This window comes from Kitasatospora sp. NPDC001261 (assembly GCF_042896795.1).
Taxonomy (GTDB): domain Bacteria; phylum Actinomycetota; class Actinomycetes; order Streptomycetales; family Streptomycetaceae; genus Kitasatospora.
Genome location: NZ_JBIAXP010000002.1, coordinates 1 through 21724, shown reverse-complemented (window position 1 = coordinate 21724; position 21724 = coordinate 1). Strand labels below are relative to the sequence as shown.

General features: G+C 73.0%; 22 protein-coding genes. 18 read left to right on the top strand and 4 right to left on the bottom strand.

The genetic code is table 11. The annotated features are described in order from the left end of the window. Positions 1-313: 313 nt before the first annotated feature. The 8 genes from infC to ACFY4B_RS03055 all read left to right on the top strand — a co-directional run bounded on the left by infC (position 314) and on the right by ACFY4B_RS03055 (position 8974). Positions 314-1045 (top strand): translation initiation factor IF-3, encoded by a 732-nt coding sequence (gene infC / locus ACFY4B_RS03090; protein WP_074002347.1) that lies wholly within the window; start codon positions 314-316, stop codon positions 1043-1045. A gap of 142 nt (positions 1046-1187) precedes the next feature. Then, on the top strand, positions 1188-1382 hold the full coding sequence (gene rpmI / locus ACFY4B_RS03085) for a 50S ribosomal protein L35 (protein ID WP_030055648.1): 195 nt from the start codon (positions 1188-1190) through the stop codon (positions 1380-1382). Between the two features lie 109 nt (positions 1383-1491). Next, positions 1492-1887, top strand: coding sequence for a 50S ribosomal protein L20 (rplT, locus tag ACFY4B_RS03080; RefSeq protein ID WP_030055649.1), 396 nt, complete (start codon positions 1492-1494; stop codon positions 1885-1887). Positions 1888-1987: 100 nt separating this feature from the next. Next, positions 1988-2854: an RNA methyltransferase gene (locus tag ACFY4B_RS03075; RefSeq protein WP_049649870.1), complete on the top strand. Its 867-nt coding sequence runs from the start codon at positions 1988-1990 to the stop codon at positions 2852-2854. 117 nt (positions 2855-2971) lie between these two features. Then, positions 2972-4075 carry an ATP-binding protein gene (locus tag ACFY4B_RS03070; protein ID WP_049649869.1) on the top strand — a complete coding sequence of 368 codons (1104 nt, stop codon included), beginning with the start codon at positions 2972-2974 and terminating at the stop codon, positions 4073-4075. 172 nt (positions 4076-4247) lie between these two features. Further along, positions 4248-5369: a phenylalanine--tRNA ligase subunit alpha gene (pheS, locus tag ACFY4B_RS03065; RefSeq protein ID WP_049649868.1), complete on the top strand. Its 1122-nt coding sequence runs from the start codon at positions 4248-4250 to the stop codon at positions 5367-5369. Next, positions 5369-7870, top strand: coding sequence for a phenylalanine--tRNA ligase subunit beta (gene pheT, locus ACFY4B_RS03060; RefSeq protein ID WP_387966308.1), 2502 nt, complete (start codon positions 5369-5371; stop codon positions 7868-7870). Before pheS ends, pheT begins: the two co-directional genes overlap by 1 nt. Before the next feature lie 261 nt (positions 7871-8131). Further along, on the top strand, positions 8132-8974 hold the full coding sequence (locus tag ACFY4B_RS03055; protein ID WP_049649866.1) for a chitosanase: 843 nt from the start codon (positions 8132-8134) through the stop codon (positions 8972-8974). A gap of 72 nt (positions 8975-9046) precedes the next feature. Here ACFY4B_RS03055 and ACFY4B_RS03050 read toward each other — a convergent pair whose 3' ends face one another. Continuing rightward, positions 9047-9916 carry a 3-hydroxybutyryl-CoA dehydrogenase gene (locus ACFY4B_RS03050; protein ID WP_049649865.1) on the bottom strand — a complete coding sequence of 290 codons (870 nt, stop codon included), beginning with the start codon at positions 9914-9916 and terminating at the stop codon, positions 9047-9049. A 305-nt stretch (positions 9917-10221) separates the two neighbouring features. Between ACFY4B_RS03050 and ACFY4B_RS03045 the strand changes: the two genes are divergently transcribed. After that, complete coding sequence (locus tag ACFY4B_RS03045; RefSeq protein WP_049649864.1) at positions 10222-11040, top strand: SDR family NAD(P)-dependent oxidoreductase; 819 nt, start codon at positions 10222-10224, stop codon at positions 11038-11040. A gap of 42 nt (positions 11041-11082) precedes the next feature. Here the strand turns inward: ACFY4B_RS03045 and ACFY4B_RS03040 are convergent, their stop codons facing one another. After that, positions 11083-11997, bottom strand: coding sequence for a polysaccharide deacetylase family protein (locus ACFY4B_RS03040; protein ID WP_117487182.1), 915 nt, complete (start codon positions 11995-11997; stop codon positions 11083-11085). A gap of 210 nt (positions 11998-12207) precedes the next feature. Between ACFY4B_RS03040 and ACFY4B_RS03035 the strand changes: the two genes are divergently transcribed. The 3 genes from ACFY4B_RS03035 (at position 12208) to ACFY4B_RS03025 (ending at position 14327) form a co-directional block, all read left to right on the top strand. Continuing rightward, on the top strand, positions 12208-13092 hold the full coding sequence (locus tag ACFY4B_RS03035; protein WP_079272094.1) for an SAM-dependent methyltransferase: 885 nt from the start codon (positions 12208-12210) through the stop codon (positions 13090-13092). Positions 13093-13218: 126 nt separating this feature from the next. Further along, positions 13219-13773, top strand: a complete 555-nt coding sequence (locus tag ACFY4B_RS03030) for a phosphohydrolase (RefSeq protein ID WP_049652076.1) — start codon at positions 13219-13221, stop codon at positions 13771-13773. Positions 13774-13817: 44 nt separating this feature from the next. Continuing rightward, entirely contained in the window at positions 13818-14327 is a 510-nt protein-coding gene (locus ACFY4B_RS03025; protein WP_387966307.1) for an FBP domain-containing protein, read from the top strand. 14 nt (positions 14328-14341) lie between these two features. Here ACFY4B_RS03025 and ACFY4B_RS03020 read toward each other — a convergent pair whose 3' ends face one another. Then, the gene (locus ACFY4B_RS03020; RefSeq protein WP_049652074.1) at positions 14342-14716 is read right to left on the bottom strand and encodes an RNA-binding S4 domain-containing protein; all 375 of its coding nucleotides are present in this window, start codon (positions 14714-14716) and stop codon (positions 14342-14344) included. A 9-nt stretch (positions 14717-14725) separates the two neighbouring features. Further along, complete coding sequence (locus ACFY4B_RS03015) at positions 14726-15148, bottom strand: VOC family protein (protein ID WP_387966306.1); 423 nt, start codon at positions 15146-15148, stop codon at positions 14726-14728. An 80-nt stretch (positions 15149-15228) separates the two neighbouring features. Between ACFY4B_RS03015 and ACFY4B_RS03010 the strand changes: the two genes are divergently transcribed. From ACFY4B_RS03010 to ACFY4B_RS02985, 6 genes are all read left to right on the top strand, one after another. Further along, on the top strand, positions 15229-16440 hold the full coding sequence (locus ACFY4B_RS03010; RefSeq protein WP_387966305.1) for a methyltransferase: 1212 nt from the start codon (positions 15229-15231) through the stop codon (positions 16438-16440). A 94-nt stretch (positions 16441-16534) separates the two neighbouring features. Beyond that, positions 16535-17563: an N-acetyl-gamma-glutamyl-phosphate reductase gene (argC, locus tag ACFY4B_RS03005; protein ID WP_049652071.1), complete on the top strand. Its 1029-nt coding sequence runs from the start codon at positions 16535-16537 to the stop codon at positions 17561-17563. Beyond that, on the top strand, positions 17560-18732 hold the full coding sequence (argJ, locus tag ACFY4B_RS03000) for a bifunctional glutamate N-acetyltransferase/amino-acid acetyltransferase ArgJ (protein WP_387966304.1): 1173 nt from the start codon (positions 17560-17562) through the stop codon (positions 18730-18732). The genes argC and argJ overlap by 4 nt, the downstream gene beginning before the upstream one ends. Before the next feature lie 142 nt (positions 18733-18874). Next, positions 18875-19750 (top strand): acetylglutamate kinase, encoded by an 876-nt coding sequence (gene argB, locus ACFY4B_RS02995; protein ID WP_049652078.1) that lies wholly within the window; start codon positions 18875-18877, stop codon positions 19748-19750. Next, a complete protein-coding gene (locus ACFY4B_RS02990; RefSeq protein WP_049652069.1) occupies positions 19747-21024 on the top strand; it encodes an acetylornithine transaminase in 1278 nt (425 codons plus the stop codon). The genes argB and ACFY4B_RS02990 overlap by 4 nt, the downstream gene beginning before the upstream one ends. 23 nt (positions 21025-21047) lie before the next feature. After that, a complete protein-coding gene (locus ACFY4B_RS02985; RefSeq protein ID WP_049652068.1) occupies positions 21048-21596 on the top strand; it encodes an arginine repressor in 549 nt (182 codons plus the stop codon). Positions 21597-21724 lie beyond the last annotated feature (128 nt).

The following is a 21724-nucleotide window of genomic DNA, read 5'->3' as shown; positions in this document are numbered from 1 at the left end:
CGGCCAGCAAGTGGAGGCTCCACTGAGGAGGCCCGAGAGGGCAACCGCGAAAGTCTCCCACCTTGTCGGCCTCGCGGCCGACGGGTCCCGGTCCGCGACGGGCGCCCCTGGCGCCGAGTCGCCGCAGCGCCCCTCACCGGGCGCAGCCCCCGGTTGTGTGGAGCCCCGCTTGTACCGAGCGGGGCTTTTTTCGTGTGGCGGTGTACGTAGCCGGACAGCGCAGCACGAATGAAGCCCCGCCCAGTGGTCGAGTCCACTACGTGCGACCGCCGTCCGACGGCCGCATCGCAGAAGGTGCAACCGAGGAGGCCCCATCAGCACCGAGCCCCGCATCAACGACCGGATTCGCGTCCCCGAGGTGCGACTCGTCGGTCCCAGCGGCGAGCAGGTCGGCATCGTGCCGCTTGCCAAGGCGCTGGAGCTCGCGCAGGAGTACGACCTCGACCTGGTCGAGGTCGCGGCGACCGCCCGGCCGCCGGTGTGCAAGCTCATGGACTACGGCAAGTTCAAGTACGAGTCGGCCATGAAGGCCCGTGAGGCGCGCAAGAACCAGGCGCACACGGTCATCAAGGAGATGAAGCTCCGGCCGAAGATCGACCCGCACGACTATGACACCAAGAAGGGTCACGTCGTCCGGTTCCTCAAGCAGGGCGACAAGGTCAAGATCACGATCATGTTCCGCGGTCGTGAGCAGTCCCGCCCCGAGCTGGGCTTCCGTCTGCTCCAGCGGCTCGCCGACGACGTCCAGGACCTGGGCTTCGTCGAGTCCTCGCCCAAGCAGGACGGCCGTAACATGATCATGGTTCTTGGCCCGCACAAGAAGAAGACCGAGGCGATGGCCGAGGCCCGCGCCCTCGCGGACGCCCGCAAGGCCGAGCGTCAGGGCCGCACCGGCGGCCCCGACGCCGCTGCGGACATCGAGGACGAGGACGTCGTGACCGACGTCGAGGACGTCGTGACCGAGGCCGAGGACGCCCCGGCCGAGGCGCCGGCCGTCGAGGCCGACGCTCCGGTCGAGCAGCCGGCCGCCTCCCAGGGCGCCTGAGCCCTCACCGGCCAGGAGGCCCGGGAGACCGGCCCCCAGGGTGACGGGGCGTCCCGCCCGGTCACCGCAGATCCATCCAGTTCACGCCCGCGCGGCGCACGTCGCGCGGGCGCGGACGGGACTGACGAGGAGATACGGCGAAATGCCGAAGCAGAAGACGCACAGTGGCGCCAGCAAGCGCTTCAAGATCAGTGGCTCTGGCAAGGTGCTGCGCGAGCGCGCCGGCCGCCGCCACCTCCTGGAGCACAAGCCCTCGACGCTGACCCGCAAGCTGGCCGGGACCGTCGAGCTGGCCCCCGCTGACGCCAAGAAGATCAAGAAGCTTCTCGGCAAGTGATCGCCCTCCCGCCCGGCGCGAGCCGTGAGCGGGGCAGCTGATCCTTCCCGACCCATTCGAATGACGGACCACGTGAAGTAGTCCGTGGTCCAACCCAAGGAGTAATCAAGTGGCACGCGTCAAGCGGGCAGTCAACGCCCACAAGAAGCGCCGGGTCATCCTGGAGCGCGCCAGCGGCTACCGTGGCCAGCGTTCGCGCCTGTACCGCAAGGCCAAGGAGCAGGTCACCCACTCGCTGGTCTACAACTTCAACGACCGCAAGAAGCGCAAGGGCGACTTCCGTCAGCTGTGGATCCAGCGCATCAACGCTGCGGCCCGTGCCAACGGCATCACCTACAACCGCTTCGTGCAGGGCCTGAAGGCCGCCAGCGTCGAGATCGACCGCAAGATGCTGGCCGACCTGGCCGTCAACGACCCGGGTGCGTTCGCCTCCCTGGTCGAGGTCGCCCAGAAGGCGCTGCCGGCCGACGTGAACGCCCCGAAGGCCGCCGCGGACGCCGCCTGATCTTCCGAGATCGGTTGAGCTCTGACCGGACCCGCAGGCTCGCCTGCGGGTCCGGTCCTGCTTTCGCCCCCCTCCTTCAGCGCCCTCAGAGATCGAGACCATGCCGAGCACCGACACCCCCCTGCTGACCTCCCTGCGCTCGCCGCGCGTCGTCGCCGCCCGCCGGCTGGCCAAGCGAAGCCAGCGCGGCAAGGAGCGCCGCTTCCTGGTCGAGGGCCCGCAGGCCGTCCGGGAGGCCGTCGCCTTCGGCAGGCTGCCGGGCAGCGGCGAGCACGCCGTGGTCGAGGTCTACACGACCCAGGAGGCCGCCGAGCGGCACGCCGGCATCGTCGAGGCCGCCCTGGCGGAGGGGCTGCCGGTGCTGACCGCCACCGACGAGGTGATCGCCGACATCTGCGACACCGTGACCCCGCAGGGCATCGTGGCGCTCTGCCGCTTCATCGACACCCCGTTCGACGAGGTGCTCAGGGCCCGCCCCAAGCTGGTCGCGGTCCTCGCCCACGTGCGCGACCCCGGGAACGCCGGCACGGTGCTGCGCACCGCCGACGCGGCCGGCGCGGACGCCGTGGTGCTCACCGACGCCTCGGTGGACCTCTACAACCCGAAGGCCGTCCGGGCCTCCGTGGGCAGCCTGTTCCACCTGCCGGTGGCGGTCGGCGTGCCGGTCGAGGAGGCCGTCGGCAGGCTGCGCGAGGCCGGTGTCCGGGTGCTCGCCGCGGACGGCGCGGGGGAGCGGGACCTGGACCAGGAGCTGGACGAGGGCACGCTGGGCGCGCCCGGCGCATGGGTGTTCGGCAACGAGGCGTGGGGGCTTCCGGAGGAGACCCGCGCGCTCACCGACGAGGTCGTGCGCGTTCCGATCCACGGCCACGCCGAGAGCCTCAACCTGGCCACGGCCGCGGCCGTCTGCCTGTACGCCTCGGCCCGGGCGCAGCGTTCGCCCGGCGGCTGCCGCTCGAACGCCTGACGTACCCGGGGGCGCACCGGGATCTCCCCGTTGCAAGCCCTACTACACCCGCCTGGGAGACGCTAGGGTCTGCCTCTGTGGGGGGAACGGCACGGTGGGTAATCGGGGAGGCAACCCATGGTCGGCAGCGGGCCAGAGCTCGACCCGGACGACCTGCCGGACGGCCTGGTGGTCGCCGACGCGCTGGGCCGGGTGGTCTGCTTCAACCGGGCCGCGGCCCGGCTCACCGGCGTGCTCCCGCAGGCCGCGCTCGGCAGCGGGCTGGAGGACGCCCTCCCGCTGGAGGACCTGGACGGCCGCCGCTGGTGGCAGCTGACCGACCCGTACGGCGGCCTGGCCATCCGCACCGGCCAGCCGGAGCGCAACCTGCTGCTGCCCGGCGGGCGTGAGGTGCTGGTCTCCGCCCGGTACGTGCGCGGCGCCCCGGGCGGGCCGCTGGAGCGCCTGGTGATCGCGCTGCGCGGCACCGAGGCCCGGCGCCGCACCGAGCGCAGCCACGCCGAGCTGATCGCCACCGTGGCGCACGAGCTGCGCTCCCCGCTGACGAGCGTCAAGGGCTTCACGGCGACGCTGCTGGCCAAGTGGGAGCGGTTCACCGACGGGCAGAAGCGGCTGATGCTGGAGACCGTGGACGCCGACGCGGACCGGGTCACCCGGCTGATCGCCGAGCTGCTGGACATCTCCCGGATCGACGCCGGCCGGCTGGAGCTGCGCAAGCAGGTGGTGGACCTGGCGGCGGCGGTGCGCCGGCACGTCGAGCGCAAGGTCGCCACCGGCATCCCCGAGGACCGCTTCGACATCCGGATCAGCGAGCCGCTGACCGTCCTGTGGGCCGACCCGGACAAGGTCGACCAGGTGCTGGCCAACCTGCTGGAAAATGCGGTGCGGCACGGTGAGGGAACTGTCACGATCGAGGTGGCACCGGCCAAGGAGGTCGTCGAGGCGCCCGTCTGGGAGCGCAACGGCACCCCGCCCCGCATCGTGGAAGGTACGGCGGTCACCGTGAGCGACGAAGGCAGCGGCATCCCCGAGGAGGCGGTGCCGCGGGTCTTCACCCGCTTCTGGCGCGGCTCCAAGCGCGGCGGTACGGGCCTGGGCCTCTACATCGTCAAGGGCATCGTGGAGGCCCACGGCGGCTCGATCCGCGTCGACCGCGCGCCCGGCGGCGGCGCCCGGTTCCGATTTATCCTGCCCGCCGGGGTGCCCGACTTCATGCTCTGAGAAAGTGCGTGAACGCCAAGCACAGCCTGCTTCGGGATCCCGAGCAGGTCGGACGTCGTTCCCCCCGGACGGGCTTCGCGGCAGCGGTGATACACGCTGCGACTACACTCGACCTTTGGCGTTGGCCCAAAGACCTTGAGCACGGACGAGCAGGAGCACGGGAAAGATAGAGATGTCGGCACCCAACAAGTCGTACGACCCGGTCGAGGTCGAGGCCCTCAAGCCCGAGGTGGTGGAGCAGGCGCGGGACGAGGCGGTCGCCGCGTTCGCCGCCGCCGGCTCCCTGGACGAGCTGAAGCAGGCCAAGGTCGCCCACACCGGCGACCGCTCCGCGCTCTCGCTCGCCAATCGCGAGATCGGGGCCCTGCCCCCGCACGCCAAGGCGGCCGCCGGAAAGCTGATCGGTCAGGCCCGCGGGGCCGTCAACAAGGCCCTCGCCCAGCGGCAGGCCGAGCTGGAGGCGGAGCGGGACGCCCGCGTGCTGGTCGAGGAGGCGGTGGACGTCACGCTGCCGTACGACCGCGCCCCGCGCGGCGCCCGGCACCCGCTGACCACCATGGCCGAGCGCATCGAGGACACCTTCGTCGCGATGGGCTACCAGGTCGCGGAGGGCCCCGAGGTCGAGGCCGAGTGGCTCAACTTCGACGCCCTCAACCTGGGCCCGGACCACCCGGCCCGCTCGATGCAGGACACCTTCTGGGTCCAGGCCCCGGACGGCTCCGCCGACTCCGGCGTGGTGCTGCGCACCCAGACCTCCCCGGTCCAGGCCCGCACCATGCTCGACCGCGAGCCCCCGCTCTACGTGGTCTGCCCCGGCCGGGTCTACCGGACGGACGAGCTGGACGCCACCCACACCCCGGTCTTCCGCCAGGTCGAGGGCCTCGCGGTGGACGAGGGCATCACCTTCGCGGACCTCAAGGGCACCATCGAGGTGCTGGTCGAGAAGCTGATCGGCGGCGGCCTGGAGCTGCGCTGGCGCCCGTCGTACTTCCCGTTCACCGAGCCGAGCGCGGAGATCGACCTCCAGTGCTTCGTGTGCCGCGGCGAGAGCGTCGGCAACCCGGACCGCCCGTGCCGTACCTGCTCCTCCGAGGGCTGGATCGAGCTCGGCGGCTGCGGCGTGGTCAACCCGCGGGTGCTGGTCGCCTGCGGTGTCGACCCGAACCGCTACAGCGGGTTCGCCTTCGGCCTGGGCCTGGAGCGGATCCTGATGAATCGTCACAACGTCGCCGACATGCGCGACATGGTCGAGGGTGACGTCCGCTTCACCCTCCCGTTCGGGATGGAGATCTGATGCGCGTCCCGCTTTCCTGGCTGCGCGAGTACGTCGACCTGCCGGCCGGCGAGACCGGCCGTGACGTCGCGGAGCGCCTGGTCCGGGCCGGCCTGGAGGTCGAGACCGTCGAGCAGATCGGCGCGGACTTCAAGGGCCCGCTGGTGGTCGGCGAGGTGCTCTCCATCGAGGAGCTGTCCGGCTTCAAGAAGCCGATCCGGCACTGCTTCGTGAACGTCGGCGACGCCAACGGCACCGGCGACCCGCAGGAGATCGTCTGCGGTGCGACCAACTTCGCCGTCGGCGACAAGGTCGTGGTCGTGCTCCCGGGCGCCGTCCTGCCCGGCCCGTTCCCGATCGCGGCCCGCAAGACCTACGGCCACACCTCGGCCGGCATGATCTGCTCCGCCCGCGAGCTGGGCATGGGCGACGACCACAACGGCATCATCGTGCTCCCGCCGGAGTACGAGCCCGGCACCGACGCCATCGAGCTGCTCCAGCTCGTCGACGAGGTGCTCGACATCGCCGTCACCCCGGACCGCGGCTACTGCCTGTCCATGCGCGGTGTGGCCCGTGAGGCCGCCGCCGCGTACGGGCTGCCGCTGGCCGACCCGGCGCTGCTCGACGTGCCGCCGGCGAACTCCTTCGGCTACCTGGTGAAGGTCAACGACCAGACCGGCTGCGACCGCTTCGTGGCCCGTACGGTCGTCGGCGTCGACCCGAACGCCAAGTCCCCGATCTGGCTGCAGCGCCGGCTCCAGAAGTCGGGCATCCGCCCGATCTCGCTGACCGTCGACATCACCAACTACGTGATGCTGGAGGTCGGCCAGCCGCTGCACGCCTACGACAAGCAGCGCGTGGACGGCCCGATCACGGTCCGCCGGGCGGCGCAGGGCGAGACCCTCACCACCCTCGACGGGGTCGAGCGCAAGCTCTCCGCCGAGGACCTGCTGATCTGCGACAACAGCGGCCCGATCGGCCTGGCCGGCGTGATGGGCGGCGCCTCCACCGAGATCCTCGACCCGGCCGCAGGCCCGGGCACCACCGAGGTGATCATCGAGGCGGCGCACTTCGACGCGGTCGCCATCGCCCGCAGCGCCAAGCGGCACAAGCTGCCCTCCGAGGCGTCCAAGCGCTTCGAGCGCGGCGTCGACCCGGAGGCCACCCGCGCCGCCGCGCAGCGCGCCGTCGACCTGCTGGTCCTGATCGCCGGCGGCACCGCCGAGGCCGGGGTCACCGACATCGCGGCCCCGCACCCGGTGCGGACCATCACCATCGCCGCCGACCTGCCCGACCGGGTGGCCGGCACCGGGTACGGCCGCGAGACCGTCACCCGGCGCCTGCAGGAGATCGGCTGCTCGGTCTCCGGCGCCGACGTCCTGGAGGTCACCCCGCCGACCTGGCGGCCCGACCTCACGGACCCGTACGACCTCGCCGAGGAGGTCATCCGGCTGGAGGGCTACGACAACGTCCCCGCCCGGATGCCCAACGTCCCCCCGGGCAAGGGTCTGACCGAGGCCCAGCGGGTGCACCGTCGGATCGGCGTCGCGCTGGCCGCGGCCGGCTACGTCGAGGTCAACAACTACCCGTTCCTCGGCGAGCCCGCCTTCGAGGCGCTCGGCCTGGAGGCGGACGACCGGCGCCGCCGCACGGTGAAGCTGGTCAACCCGCTGAACGACGAGGAGCCGGCGCTGCGCACCACGCTGCTGCCGGGCCTGCTCGGCGCGCTGCGCCGCAACGTCGGCCGGGGCAACACCGACCTGGCGGTCTTCGAGACCGGCACGGTCTTCCTGCCCAAGGACGAGCTGAGCGTGGCCCCGCGTCCGGCGGTCGACCACCGGCCCAGCGACGAGGAGCTGGCCGCGCTGGACGCCGCGCTGCCGGACCAGCCGCGCCGGATCGCCGTCGCCCTCGCGGGCGAGCGGCTGCCGTCGGGCTGGTGGGGCAAGGGCTCCCAGGCCTCCTGGGCGGACGCCGTCGAGGCGGCCCGCACGGTGGCCCGTGCGGCCGGCGTCGAACTGACCGTCCGCCAGGGCCAGTTGGCGCCGTGGCACCCGGGCCGCTGCGCCGAGCTGCTGGTGGCCGGCACCGACCGGGTGGTCGGCCACGCCGGTGAGCTGCACCCGCGGGTGGTCAAGGCGCTCGGGCTGCCGGCCCGTACCGCCGCGATGGAGATCGACGTCGACCTGCTGACGGCGGACGGCGCCGAGCGCGTCAACGGCCCGGCGGTCTCCGGCTTCCCGGTGGCCACCCAGGACGTCGCGCTGATCGTCGACACCGCCGTCCCGGCGGCCGAGGTCGAGGCCGCGCTGCGGGCCGGCGCGGGCGAACTGCTGGAGGCCATCCGGCTGTTCGACGTGTTCACCGGCGAGCAGGTCGGCGAGGGCAAGAAGTCGCTGGCCTACGCGCTGCGCTTCCGCGCGGTCGACCGCACCCTGACCGCCGACGAGGCCACCGCCGCCCGTGAGGCAGCCGTCGCCGAGGCCGTCGCCCGCACCGGCGCGGTGCTGCGCGGCGCCTGACGCGGCAGCGCCCGAGGAGGGCCCCGCCCCGGACCACGAGTCCGGGGCGGGGCCCTCTCCGTTTCCCCGGTGTTGTCCCGGCCGTTTCCCCGGCTCGCCCGGACGGTCGCCCGGACGGTCGCCCGGACGTCGCGACCCGGCCGCCGGCCTTCAAGATCTCTTGAAGAGGTTCGGTCAAAACCCTTGCGGGAGCCGGGCCGAGAGCGTTTCCTTTTTCTCGTTAGGAAAGTTTCCTAACCCCACGAGGAATCGGAGCGTCCCATGCGCCCTCAGCCCCGTCGTGCCCTCCGCATCGCCCTCGCCGCCGCCCTGGTGGCCGCGCCGCTGACCGTCGCGGCCACCTCGGCGGCCCAGGCCGCCCCGTCGCCCGCCGCCGCCGTCCAGCTCAAGGGCGTCGGGCTGGACGACCCGCACAAGAAGGACATCGCCATGCAGCTGGTGTCCAGCGCGGAGAACTCGTCGCTGGACTGGAAGGCCCAGTACAAGTACATCGAGGACATCAAGGACGGCCGCGGCTACACCGCCGGCATCATCGGCTTCTGCTCCGGCACCGGTGACATGCTGGACCTGGTCCAGCACTACACCGACCTCAAGCCCGGCAACATCCTGGCCAAGTACCTGCCGGCCCTGAAGAAGGTCAACGGCAGCGAGTCGCACGCCGGGCTGGGCTCCGCGTTCGAGAAGGACTGGGCCACCGCCGCCAAGGACACCGTCTTCCAGCAGGCCCAGAACGACGAGCGCGACCGGGTGTACTTCAACCCCGCCGTCAACCAGGCCAAGAGCGACGGCCTGCGCGCGCTCGGCCAGTTCGCCTACTACGACGCCATCGTCATGCACGGCCCGGGCAACAGCTCGGACAGCTTCGGCGGCATCCGCGCCGCCGCCCTGAAGAAGGCCAAGACCCCCGCCCAGGGCGGCGACGAGGCCACCTACCTCAAGGCCTTCCTGGACGCCCGCAAGGTGGTCATGAAGAAGGAGGAGGCGCACTCCGACACCAGCCGGGTCGACACCGAGCAGCTGGTCTTCCTCAACGCCAAGAACTTCGACCTCAACCCGCCGCTGAAGTGGAAGGTCTACGGCGACAGCTACGCCATCAACAGCTGACGCCGGCAAGGCGAAAGGGCCCGGCGGCTGGTTCACAGCCGCCGGGCCCCGCCGTTCGGTCGCGCCGGGGTGTCAGGCGCTCGCGGTGTAGTCGTAGAAGCCCCGGCCGGACTTGCGGCCCAGCAGGCCCGCGTCGACCATCCGGGAGAGCAGCGGGGGAGCGGCGTACAGCGGCTCCTTGTACTCGTCGTACATCGACTCGGCGATCGAGACGATGGTGTCCAGGCCGATCAGGTCGCACAGCCGCAGCGGGCCCATCGGGTGGGCGCAGCCGGCCTCCATGCCCTTGTCGATGTCGGAGGCGGTGGCCACGCCGGTCTCGAACATCCGCACCGCGGACAGCAGGTACGGCACCAGCAGCGCGTTGACCACGAAGCCGGCCCGGTCGCGGGCGCGGATCGGCTCCTTGCCGAGCACCTGGGAGGCGAAGGCCTCGACCCGCTCGGTGGTGGTCGCCGAGGTGGTCAGGGTCGGGATGACCTCGACCAGCTTCTGCACCGGCGCCGGGTTGAAGAAGTGCAGGCCGATCACCTGCTCCGGGCGGGTGGTGGCGGCGGCCAGCTTCACGATCGGGATCGAGGAGGTGTTGGAGGCGAGGATCGCGTCGCGGCGCTCGACCACCCGGTCCAGGGTCTCGAAGATCTTGACCTTGACGTCCTCGCGCTCGGCGACGGCCTCGACCACCAGGTCGCGGTCGGCGAAGTCGGACAGCTCGACGGTGAAGGACAGCCGGGCCAGCGCCTCGTCCCGCTGCTCGGGGCTCAGCTTGCCCCGCTTGACCGCCGTCTCCAGGGAGTTGGTCAGCCGGGTGCGGCCGAACTCCAGCGCCTCACCGCTGGCCTCCGACACCAGGACGTCCAGCCCGGCCCGGGCGAAGACCTCGGCGATGCCCGACCCCATCAGACCGCAGCCGATCACTCCGACGCGCGCGATGTCACTCACTCAGTTGCCCTTCGACGGTGCTGGGGGTCGCCCAGCTTTCGGGTGGCCCAGCGAGCTGCTGGACGACGGGCCGGTGTGCCGGAATGGGTGCACCGGTCACCGCCCCGACGACGTTACTACTCCGTACCGGCCAGTAGGTCACCCCCTCCCCGGCGTAGTGCCAGGGTCGGGCTTCACCCGAACGAGTGAGGCAGCGGCCCCGGACCCGTGTGCCCGGGGCCCGCTCCGCCCGGCTGCCGACAGAATGCCGCAGACGGGGCCGGGGGCGGACGCGGACAGGGCCGGGGACGTGAAGGGAGCACAGGGTGTCGACGGGATCGCTCGCAGGACAGGTCGCCCTGATCACCGGCGCGGGCCGGGGCATCGGCCGGGAGCTCGCCATCGGCCTGGCCGCCGAGGGGATGTCCGTCGGCCTGGTCGGCCGCACCCACGAGACGCTGACCGACACGCTCAAGGAGTGCGTCAAGCGCGGCTCCCGGGGCGTCGCCGTGACCGCCGACGTCACCCGACCCGGCTCGGTGCGCGAGGCCGTCCGGCTGGTCGAGCGCGACCTCGGGCCGATCGACCTGCTGGTCAACAACGCCGGCCTGGTCGACCGCGCCGAGGTGCCGATCTGGGAGACCGACGCGAACCAGTGGTGGCAGGTGATCGAGACCAACCTGCGCGGCCCCTACAACCTGCTGCGCTGCGTGCTCCCCGGCATGGTCGCCCGCCGGAGCGGCCGGGTGGTCAACCTCAACTCCGGCTTCGCGCTGCGCCCGGACGGCAACTACACCGCGTACGCCACGTCCAAGGGCGCGCTGCTCCAGCTCTCCGACAACATGGCGGACTCGCTCGCCCGCAACGGCGTCGTGGTCCTCGACGTCAGCCCGGGCGCGGTGGCCACCGACATGACCGCCGCGATGCCGATGTTCAAGGAGACGACGACCTGGGGCTCCATCCCGTACATGGTCGCGGTCACCGTGGACGCCGCCCGGGGCCGCTTCGACGGACTGCACGGGCGGTTCATCCACGCCGGCCGGGACGACCTGGAGGAGCTGGTCAACCGGGCGGACGCGATCCGCGCCGCGGACGCCCGTACGCTGCGGCTGCGTCCGTACAAGGACGACGATCCGATGGTCTGACCTGGGGCGTCCCCTGGGGACCGTCAGACCGGTCCCGACCGCTCAGGCGCAGAGCTGGCTGGCGGTCACCGGCTTGAGCCCCGCCTTGGCCAGGCCGTCCAGGACACCGGGCAGCGCGTCCACCGTGCACTGGTGCCCCATGTGCAGCGCCACCACCGAGCCGCCGCGCACCGAGTTCAGCACCCGGCGCTGCAGCTCGGCCGCCGAGGGGTCGTTGTAGTCGCGCGGGTCGACGTCGAAGGACAGCACGTGCTCGTACCCGACCGCCTTGGCCTGCTCCCGCACCATCGGGGTGGCGTACTGCGCGGCGGAGGGCCGGAACCAGCGGCCGATCGAGCCGGTGAGCCGCTGCAGGCGCTCCGCGCACTGGGCGATCTCGGCGCGCGCCTGGTCCGGTGTCATGGCGGAGATGTTGAGGTGGTTCTGGGTGTGGTTGCCCAGCTCGTGGCCGCCGTCCAGGATCCGCCGGGCCATCTGCGGCTGCTGGTCGAGCCAGCTGCCGACGACCATCACGGTCAGCTTGGCGCCGCGCTGCTCGGCGATCTCCAGCAGGGCGGTGGCCAGTTTCGGGTCGCCGCTGCCGTGGACGGTGAGCGCCACGTTCTTCCCGGTGCGCGGCCCGTACGCGACCTCGACCGGGGTGCCGGGCGCGAGCGGCGGCAGCGCGGGCGGGGCCGGCGGGGCGCTGGGCTGGGCGGCGGCCGCGGCGGCGGTCGGCTCGGCGTCGGGCCGGGGCTCCGCCGGGGCGGTGGGCTCGGGGGAGGCCGGGCCCTCGCCGCCGTTCCAGGCCGGGTCGGTGGTGTGCTGCGGGTCCACCGTGCCGGGGTGCGCGGCGAGCGCCCCCGGGTCGGCCCGGCGGAGCGTGCCGGTGCCGCAGGCAGCCAGCAGCCCCCCGGTGGCGGCGAGGGCGGCGAGTCGGGCGGTGGTGCGCAGCACGCTGCGGCGGTCGGCAGTCATCGGCAGCCAGCATAGAGAGGACGGCTCGGGCGGGCGATCCGGGCCGAGCGTCCGGACCCTTCTTGACGTGCACACACTCCGTCACCGGGTGTTGCGTAAACCTGAACTCCCGCTGTTTCCACGGCGTGTCCTTGGATACGATCACCGCGCACCGCGTGAGGACGGGCGGTGGCCGAACTCTTCCGGCATGGCGCATTGGGGGCGGACAGGATGTACGAGGACAGCGCGGCGACCGGCCGGAGCACGGACACCGAGTGGGACTGGGGCAGGACCGGCGACTGGCAGCCGCCGAGCGAGCTGGACACCGGCGTCCCGCACACCGCCCGGATGTACGACTACTACCTCGGCGGCAAGGACAACTTCGAGGCCGACCGCAAGGCCGCCCAGGCCGCGATAGCCGCCTACCCCGCGCTGCCGCTGCTGGCCCGCACCAACCGGCAGTTCCTCGGCCGCGCGGTGGAGTACGTGGCCGGCCGGGGCGTGCGCCAGTTCGTCGACATCGGCACCGGCATCCCGGCGGTCGGCTCCACCAGCGAGGTCGCCCAGCGGGTCGCCCCGGACGCCCGGGTGGTGTACGTGGACAACGACCCGATCGTCGCCACCCACGCCCGCGCCCTGCTGGCCGGCCACCCCGCCGGGCACACCTCGGTGATCGAGGCCGACCTGCGCGACCCGGCCACGATCCTCGGCCACCCCGGGCTGGCCGGCGCCGTCGACCTCTCCCAGCCGGTCGCGCTGATGCTGGTCGCCGTCCTGCACTTCATCCGCGACGAGGAGGGCGCCCAGCAGATCGTCCGCACCCTGCGCGACGCGCTCGCCCCCGGCAGCGCGCTGATCCTCTCCCACGGCAGCCCCGACTTCGCCTCCCGCGAGAGCGCCGCCGAGGGCACCCGCATCTACCGCAGCGCCAGCGCCCCGCTCGTGCTGCGCCCGCGCTCCGGCGTCGAGCCCTTCTTCGGCGACTTCGACTTCGTCGGCCCCGGGCTCGTCCAGCTCCCGCTCTGGCGCCCCGTCGCGGGCCACGTGCCGACCTCCGAACTCCCCGAGGGCTGGCAGGACGTCTCCGCGTACGCCGGCGTCGCCTTCAAGCGGTAGCCGTCCGCTTCGAGCGGCAGCCGTTCGCGCGCCCGGTCCCGGCGCCTCCCTCCTACGCCGGGACCGGACCGTCGAAGGCTACGGAACCCCACTGACAACCCCTCACCCCCGCGGCTACCCTGCGGCGTGACCACCACCGCCCTGCCGCCGCTGCCCGCCGACGTCGCCGAACTGCTGCGGGCCGTCGACGCCCCGCCCCGCCTGGTCGCCCACCTCGCGCTGGTGCACCGGGTCGCCGAGGAGATCGCCGGGTTCTGCGCCCGCGAAGGCCTGGCCTTCGACCGCGCGGCCGTCCTCTACGGCGCCGCCACCCACGACATCGGCAAGACCGTCCACCCCGAGGAGCTCTCCGCCCCCGGCTCCCGGCACGAGCCCGCCGGGCACGCCCTGCTGCTCGCCCACGGCGTCCCCGAGCACCTCGCCCGCTTCGCCCGCACCCACGCGAGCTGGGACGAGCCGGGCACCACCGTCGAGGACCTGCTGGTCGGCCTGGCCGACAAGGCCTGGAAGAACAAGCGGGTCCAGGACCTGGAGGACCTGGTCGTCGACCGCCTCGCCGCCGCCGGCGGGAAGGAGCGCTGGGAGGCCTTCCTCGCCCTGGACGACCTGCTCACCCGGATCGGCGAGGACGCCCCGCGCCGGCTCGCCGTCCAGGCCGCCCACCCGGTACGGACCGGGTGAAAACGGCGCGACAGGCCCGGCCGGCCGGTGTTAGCGTCCGCGGCATGGAACCCCTGAGCGAGAACGAGATCCGCGCGTCCTTCGTCAACTGCTCCAAGGGCGAGGCCCGCCGGCTCCACCTGCCCCGGGGTCTGGCCGAACTGCCCTGGGAGCAGCTGGACTTCCTCGGCTGGCGGGACCAGGGCGCGCCCGACCGGGCGTACCTGGTGGCGCCGTACGAGGGCGAGCCGGTCGGCGTGACGCTGCGCTCCTCGGTGATCCGGCGCAGCCTGACCAAGACCAACGTGTGCTCGCTGTGCATCACCGCGCACGCCGGGTCGGGGGTCGCGCTGCTCGCCGCCCGCCGGGCCGGGGCGGCCGGGCGCGAGGGCAACACGGTCGGCACGTACATCTGCGCCGACCTGGCCTGCTCGCTCTACGTGCGCGGGCTGAAGAAGTCCACGCTGGTCACCCGGCCCGACGAGTCGCTGCCGCTGGAGGTGCAGATCGACCGTACGGTGGGCAACCTCGGCGGCTTCCTCGCCAAGGTGCTCGCCACCGCGGACGTCGCGTAGCGGCTCCGCGCCGCTCAGTGCCCGCGCAACTGGTCCAGGTCGCGGCGCTCCCGCTTGGTCGGCCGCCCGGCCCCGCGGTCCCGCGTCCCGGCCGCCGCGACGAACTCGCGCGGCGGCCGCGGCGGGCTGTTGTCGACCAGGCACTCCGCCGCGACGACGGCGCCGACCCGCTTGCGGATCAGCTTGCTCACCACCACGACCCGTTCGTGGCCCTCCTCGCGGAGCCGCACCTCGTCCCCGGGCTTCAGCGCCTGGGCGGGCTTGGCCCGCTCGCCGTTCACCCGGACGTGCCCGGCCCGGCAGGCGGCCGCCGCCAGCGCCCGCGTCTTGACCAGCCGGACCGACCAGATCCAGCTGTCCACCCGCACGCTTCCCTCGTGTTCAGCCATCCTGGGAGCCTACCCAAGGATGGCCTGCCCGCCCGCGGGCGGCGCCTCCTGGATCGCCCAGCCGTTCCCGTCCGGGTCGTTGAAGAACAGGAAGTTGTTCCACGCCTCACCGTGCCCGTCCACCCGGGCCCCGGCCACGAAGTGCTGGACCGGGCTGACCTGCACACCGCGGGCCACCAGTTCGGCGTGCGCCTTCTCGATGTCCGGCACCACCAGCTGGAGTCCCTTGACCGATCCGGGCGGCGAGTCGATCACCCCCTTGCCCACCACGATGGAGCAGGCCGAACCCGGGGGCGTCAGCTGGATCACCCGGATCCCGTCCCGCAACAGGGTGTCGTGGTCGACGGTGAACCCGGCCTGCTCCTCGTAGAAGAGCTTCGAGCGGTCCACGTCGGAGACCGGGACCACCACGACTTCGAGTTTCCACTCCATCGCCCTCACCTCTCTCGGCCGGGCCCTTCCAGTATCCGTCCGTAACCGCCCCCGGGACCGTCGGATAGCCTGAGAACACGATGAATCCCCAGACCACGCCCGCCGCGACCCCGCCGGACACCTCCTTCGCCACCCCGTGGGGCGCCTTCGCGCTCACCCGCTTCCCCGAGGACCCGCGTGAGCGGCTGCGGGCCTGGGACGCCGCCGACGAGTACCTGCTGCGCCACCTCGCGGGCGAGGCAGACAGCGCGGACGGCACCGCGACGGAGCTGGCCGGCCGGACGGTCGCCGTCCTCGGCGACCGCTGGGGCGCGCTGACCACCGCGCTCGCCGAGTACCGGCCGGTCCAGATCACCGACTCCCACCTCGGCCGGCAGGCCACCCTGGCCAACCTGGCCCGGGCCGGCGCCGCCGTCGACGAGTCCCGGCTGCTCACCACCCGTGACACCCCGCCGGAGCGGATCGACGTGCTGCTGGTGCGCGTGCCCAAGAGCCTGGCCCTGCTGGAGGACCAGCTGCACCGGCTCGCCCCCGCCGTCCACGAGGGCACCGTGGTGATCGGCACCGGCATGGTCACCGAGATCCACACCTCCACGCTCCGGCTCTTCGAGCGGATCCTCGGCCCGACCCGCACCTCGCTGGCCGCCCGCAAGGCCCGGCTGGTCTTCTGCACCCCGGACCGGGCGCTGGACCCCGGCCCCAACCCGTGGCCGCACCGCTACGCGCTGCCGCAGGACATCGGCCCCGCCTCCGGCCGTACGGTCGTCAACCACGCGGGCACCTTCTGCGCCGACCGGCTCGACATCGGCACCCGCTTCCTCCTCGCCCACCTGCCCGTCCCCGCCCCCGGCGCCCGGGTGGTGGACCTCGGCTGCGGCAACGGCGTGGTCGGCACGGCCGCCGCGCTGGCCGGGCCCGGCGCGGAGCTGGTGTTCGTGGACGAGTCGCACCAGGCGGTGGCCTCCGCCGAGGAGACCTTCCGCGCCAACCTGGGCCCGGACGCCCCGGCCGAGTTCCTGGCCGCCGACGCCCTGGCCCGGGACGTGGTCGCCCCCGGTTCGGTGGACCTGGTGCTCAACAACCCGCCGTTCCACTCCCACCAGGCCACCACCGACGCCACCGCCTGGCGGATGTTCACCGGCGCCAAGCGGGCGCTGCGCCCCGGGGGCGAGCTCTGGGTGGTCGGCAACCGCCACCTCGGCTACCACGTCAAGCTGCGCCGCCTCTTCGGCAACTGCCAACTCGTGGCCGGGAACCCCAAGTTCGTGGTGCTGCGGGCCGTCAAGCGCTGACCCGGGCGCCCCGCCCCGGCGGGGGTCCGGCATATCCTCCTTGCATGAATTTTCCGTCACGCGTATATTCATGCCAAGACTAAGGAGGAACGCCATGGCATTGCGAGTCGCCGTCGCCGGCGCGAGCGGTTACGCGGGCGGCGAGGTGCTGCGCCTGCTGCTCGGCCACCCGGAGATGGAGATCGGGGCGCTGACCGGCGGCTCGAACGCGGGCACCAGGCTGGGCCTGCTCCAGCCGCACCTGCGCCCGCTCGCCGACCGCGTCCTCGAGGCCACCACCCCCGAGGTGCTGGCCGACCACGACGTGGTGTTCCTGGCCCTGCCGCACGGTCAGTCCGCCGCCGTCGCCGAGGAGCTCGGCCCGAACGTCCTGGTGATCGACTGCGGCGCCGACTTCCGGCTCAAGGCCGCCGCCGACTGGGAGCAGTTCTACGGCACCGCGCACGCCGGCACCTGGCCCTACGGCCTGCCCGAACTCCCCGGCCACCGAGCCGCGTTGAAGGGCAGCAACCGGATCGCCGTACCCGGCTGCTACCCGACGGCCGTCTCCCTGGCGCTGTTCCCCGCCTACGCCGCGCAGCTCGCCGAGCCGGAGGCCGTGGTGGTCGCCGCCTCCGGCACCTCCGGCGCCGGCAAGGCCGCCAAGCCGCACCTGCTGGGCAGCGAGGTGATGGGCAGCGTCAGCCCGTACGGCGTCGGCGGCGTCCACCGGCACACCCCGGAGATGGCGCAGAACCTCTCCCCGGTCGCGGGCGAGCCGGTCACCGTCTCCTTCACCCCCACCCTCGTCCCGATGCCGCGCGGCATCCTCGCCACCTGCTCGGCCAAGGCCAGGCCCGGGGTGACGGCCCGGAGCCTGCGCGCCGCCTACACCGAGGCGTTCGCGGACGAGCCCTTCGTCCACCTGCTGCCCGAGGGGCAGTGGCCGCAGACCAGCAGCGTCTACGGCGCCAACACCGCCCTGGTCCAGGTCGCCCTGGACGCCGCCGCCGGGCGGATCATCGCGATCAGCGCGATCGACAACCTGGTCAAGGGCACCGCCGGCGGCGCGGTGCAGAGCATGAACATCGCCCTGGGCCTGCCCGAGGAGCTCGGCCTGCCCGTGAACGGAGTCGCACCGTGAGCAAGAGCACCAACGTCGGAGTGACCGCCGCCAAGGGCTTCCGGGCCGCCGGTGTGACCGCCGGCATCAAGGCCTCCGGCGCCCCCGACCTCGCCCTGGTGGTCAACGACGGCCCCTCGCTCGCCGCGGCCGGCGTCTTCACCGCCAACCGGGTCAAGGCCGCGCCGGTGCTCTGGTCCGAGCAGGTCCTCAAGGGCGGCCAGGTCTCCGCCGTCGTCCTCAACTCCGGTGGCGCCAACGCCTGCACCGGCCCGCTCGGCTTCCAGGACACCCACGCCACCGCGGAGAAGGCCGCCGCGGAGCTGGGCCTCAACGCGGGCGAGGTCGCCGTCGCCTCCACCGGCCTGATCGGCGTCCGGCTGCCGATGGACCTCCTGCTGCCCGGCGTCGCCCTGGCCGCCGGCGCGCTCGGCGAGGACGGCGGCGAGGCCGCCGCGATCGCCATCAAGACCACCGACACCGTGCACAAGACCGCCGAGTACACCAGCCCGGCCGGCTGGACGGTCGGCGGCATGGCCAAGGGCGCGGGCATGCTCGCCCCGAGCCTCGCCACCATGCTGGTCGTCCTCACCACCGACGCCGACCTGGACAGCGCCGCCCTGGACGACGCGCTGCGCGGCGCCACCCGCACCACCTTCGACCGGATCGACTCCGACGGCTGCATGTCGACCAACGACACCGTGCTGCTGCTCGCCTCCGCCGCCTCCGGCACCGTCCCGGACCGGGCCGAGTTCGCCGAGGCCGTCCGCACGGTCAGCGCCGACCTGGCCCGCCAGCTGATCGGCGACGCCGAGGGCGCGAGCAAGGAGATCCGGATCGACGTCACCGGCGCCGCCACCGAGGACGACGCGGTCGAGGTCGCCCGGACGATCAGCCGCAACAACCTGCTCAAGTGCGCCATCCACGGCGAGGACCCCAACTGGGGCCGGGTGCTGGCCGCGATCGGCACCACCTCCGCCGCCTTCGACCCGGACGGGCTGGACGTCGCCATCAACGGCGTCTGGGTCTGCAAGTCCGGCGGCGTCGGCGAGGACCGCGACCTGGTCGACATGAAGGGCCGCGAGGTCGTCATCACCGCGAACCTCAACGCCGGTACGGCGGGCGCCACGCTGTGGACCAACGACCTGACGGCCGACTACGTCCACGAGAACAGCGCCTACTCGACCTGATCCGCGCCGCTCCACCCGAGCCCGCCTGATCCGCGACATCCCCCCGGCCCGCGGCCGGGGGGACCCCCATCGACGAGGGAAACCCGTGCAGATCGCACCCAAGGGCGAACAGGCCCGCAACAACACCGCGTTGCCCAAGGCCATGACGCTGATCGAGGCGCTGCCGTGGCTGGAGCGCTTCCACGGCAAGACCGTCGTGATCAAGTTCGGCGGCAACGCCATGGTGGACGACAGCCTCAAGTCCGCCTTCGCCCAGGACGTCGTCTTCCTGCGCTACGCCGGGCTGCACCCCGTCGTGGTGCACGGCGGCGGCCCCCAGATCAGTGCCCAACTCGACCGGCTGGGCCTGGAGTCGAGCTTCACCAACGGCCTGCGGGTCACCACCCCGGAGACCATGGACGTGGTCCGGATGGTGCTGGCCGGCCAGGTGCAGCGCGAGCTGGTCGGCCTGCTCAACGAGCACGGCCCGTTCGCGGTCGGCATGACCGGCGAGGACGCCCACACCATGACGGCGGTCAAGCGCTACGCCGTGGTGGACGGCGAGCAGGTCGACATCGGCCTGGTCGGCGACATCGTCAACATCGAGGCCGGCGCCGTGAAGGCGATGATCGCCGACGGCCGCATCCCGGTCATCTCCTCGATCGCCCGCGGCACCGACGGCCACGTCTACAACATCAACGCCGACACCGCCGCCTCCGCCCTCGCGGTCGCGCTCGGCGCCGAGATGCTCGTCGTCCTCACCGACGTCGAGGGCCTCTACAAGGACTGGCCGGAATCCGACGACGTGATCAGCCAGCTCAGCGCGAGCGAGCTGGAGGAGCTGCTGCCCGAGCTGGCCAGCGGCATGCTCCCCAAGATGGAGGGCTGCCTGCGGGCCGTCCGCTCCGGCGTGGGCACCGCCCGCGTCCTGGACGGCCGGGTCCAGCACAGCCTGCTGCTGGAGATCTTCACCGACGAGGGCATCGGCACGATGGTCGTGCCGGACGACGAAACGACCGTGACCGGGGGACTGGCATGAGCGGCACGACTGGCACCGACAGCACGACCGGCGCGACGGGTACGACCGGCGCGACCGGTACGACGGGTACGACCCACAACGAGCAGCTCGCCGAGCGCTGGCAGCACGCCTTCACCGACAACTACGGCACCCCCCGCATCCCGCTGGTGCGCGGCGAGGGCAGCAAGCTCTGGGACGCCGACGGCAAGGAGTACACCGACCTGCTCGGCGGCATCGCCGTCAACGCCCTCGGCACCGCCCACCCGGCCGTCGTCGAGGCGGTGAGCCGGCAGATCGCCACCCTGGGCCACGTCTCCAACCTCTTCATGGCCGAGCCCACCATCGCGCTCGCCGAGCGGCTGCTGGAGCTGGACGGCCGCCCGGGCGGCCGGGTGTTCTTCTGCAACTCCGGCGCCGAGGCCAACGAGGCCGCCTTCAAGATCAGCCGGCGGACCGGCCGCACCCACCTGGTCGCCCTCCAGGGCGCGTTCCACGGCCGCACCATGGGCGCCCTCGCGCTCACCGGCCAGCCCGCCAAGCAGGACCCGTTCCGCCCGCTGCCCGGCGACGTCACCCACGTCCCGCTCGGCGACGTCGAGGCGCTGCGCGCGGCCGTCACCACCGAGACGGCCGCCGTCTTCCTGGAGCCCGTCCAGGGCGAGAACGGCGCGATCCCGCTGCCCGAGGGCTACCTGAAGGCGGCCCGCGAGATCACCCGGGCCACCGGCACCCTGCTGGTCCTGGACGAGATCCAGACCGGCGTCGGCCGCACCGGCCACTGGTTCGCCCACCAGGCGGACGAGGGCGTGGAGCCGGACGTGGTCACCCTGGCCAAGGCGCTCGGCGGCGGCCTGCCGATGGGCGCGGTGCTGGCCTTCGGGCCGGCCGCCGAGCTGCTCACTCCGGGCCAGCACGGCACCACCTTCGGCGGCAACCCGGTGGCCGCCGCGGCCGGGCTCGCGGTGCTGGACACCATCGAGTCCGAGGGCCTGCTGGAGCACGTCCGCAAGCTCGGCGAGCGGCTGCGGCAGGGCGTCGAGGCGCTCGGCGACCCGCTGGTCTCGCACGTGCGCGGGGCGGGCCTGCTGCTCGGCATCGTGCTCACCGAGCCGGTCTCGGCGCAGGTCCAGGCCGCCGCGCAGGAGGCGGGCTTCCTGGTCAACGCGGCCGTCCCGGACGCCGTCCGGCTGGCCCCGCCGCTGGTGCTGACCGAGCAGGAGGCGGACGCCTTCCTGGCCGCGCTGCCGGGCATCCTCCGGACGGTGCGCGAGGGCGCCCCGGCCGATGCGAATTGACCGTCGTCCGGGAGAATAATCACATGACCGCTTCCCACTCCGGCCCGTCCGCCGCAGGCCCGACGCCGCAGGTCCCGCAGACCCGCACCGCGCGCCACCGGCGGATCGTGGACCTGCTCACCCGCCAGCCCGTGCGTTCGCAGAGCCAGCTCGCCAAGCTGCTCGCCGACGACGGACTCGTGGTCACCCAGGCCACCCTCTCCCGGGACCTGGACGAGCTGGGCGCGGTCAAGATCCGCAACCGGGACGGCGCGCTGATCTACGCCGTCCCGGCCGAGGGCGGCGACCGCACGCCGCGCGCGCCGATGGGCGAGTCGGCCAGCGAGGGCCGGATGGCCCGGCTGGCCGGCGAGCTCATGGTCTCCGCGACGGCCTCCGGCAACCTGGTGGTGCTGCGCACCCCGCCGGGCGCCGCCCAGTTCCTGGCCTCGGCGATCGACCAGGCCGAGGTGTTCGAGATCATCGGCACCATCGCCGGCGACGACACCGTCCTGCTGATCAGCCGGGACCCGGCCGGCGGGCAGGCGCTCGCCGACCACCTCATGCAACTCGCCCAGGCGAAGGCGCAGTAGCACCTCGAACGCGCGAAACCCCGGCCGACGGAGACGGCGGTTTCCAGGGGTCGTTGCAACATGTGGTCGGTTTGATCAGGCCGCGACGAGTTTATGCAGGCGCTCGGCTGGGGTTTCCCAGCCGAGCG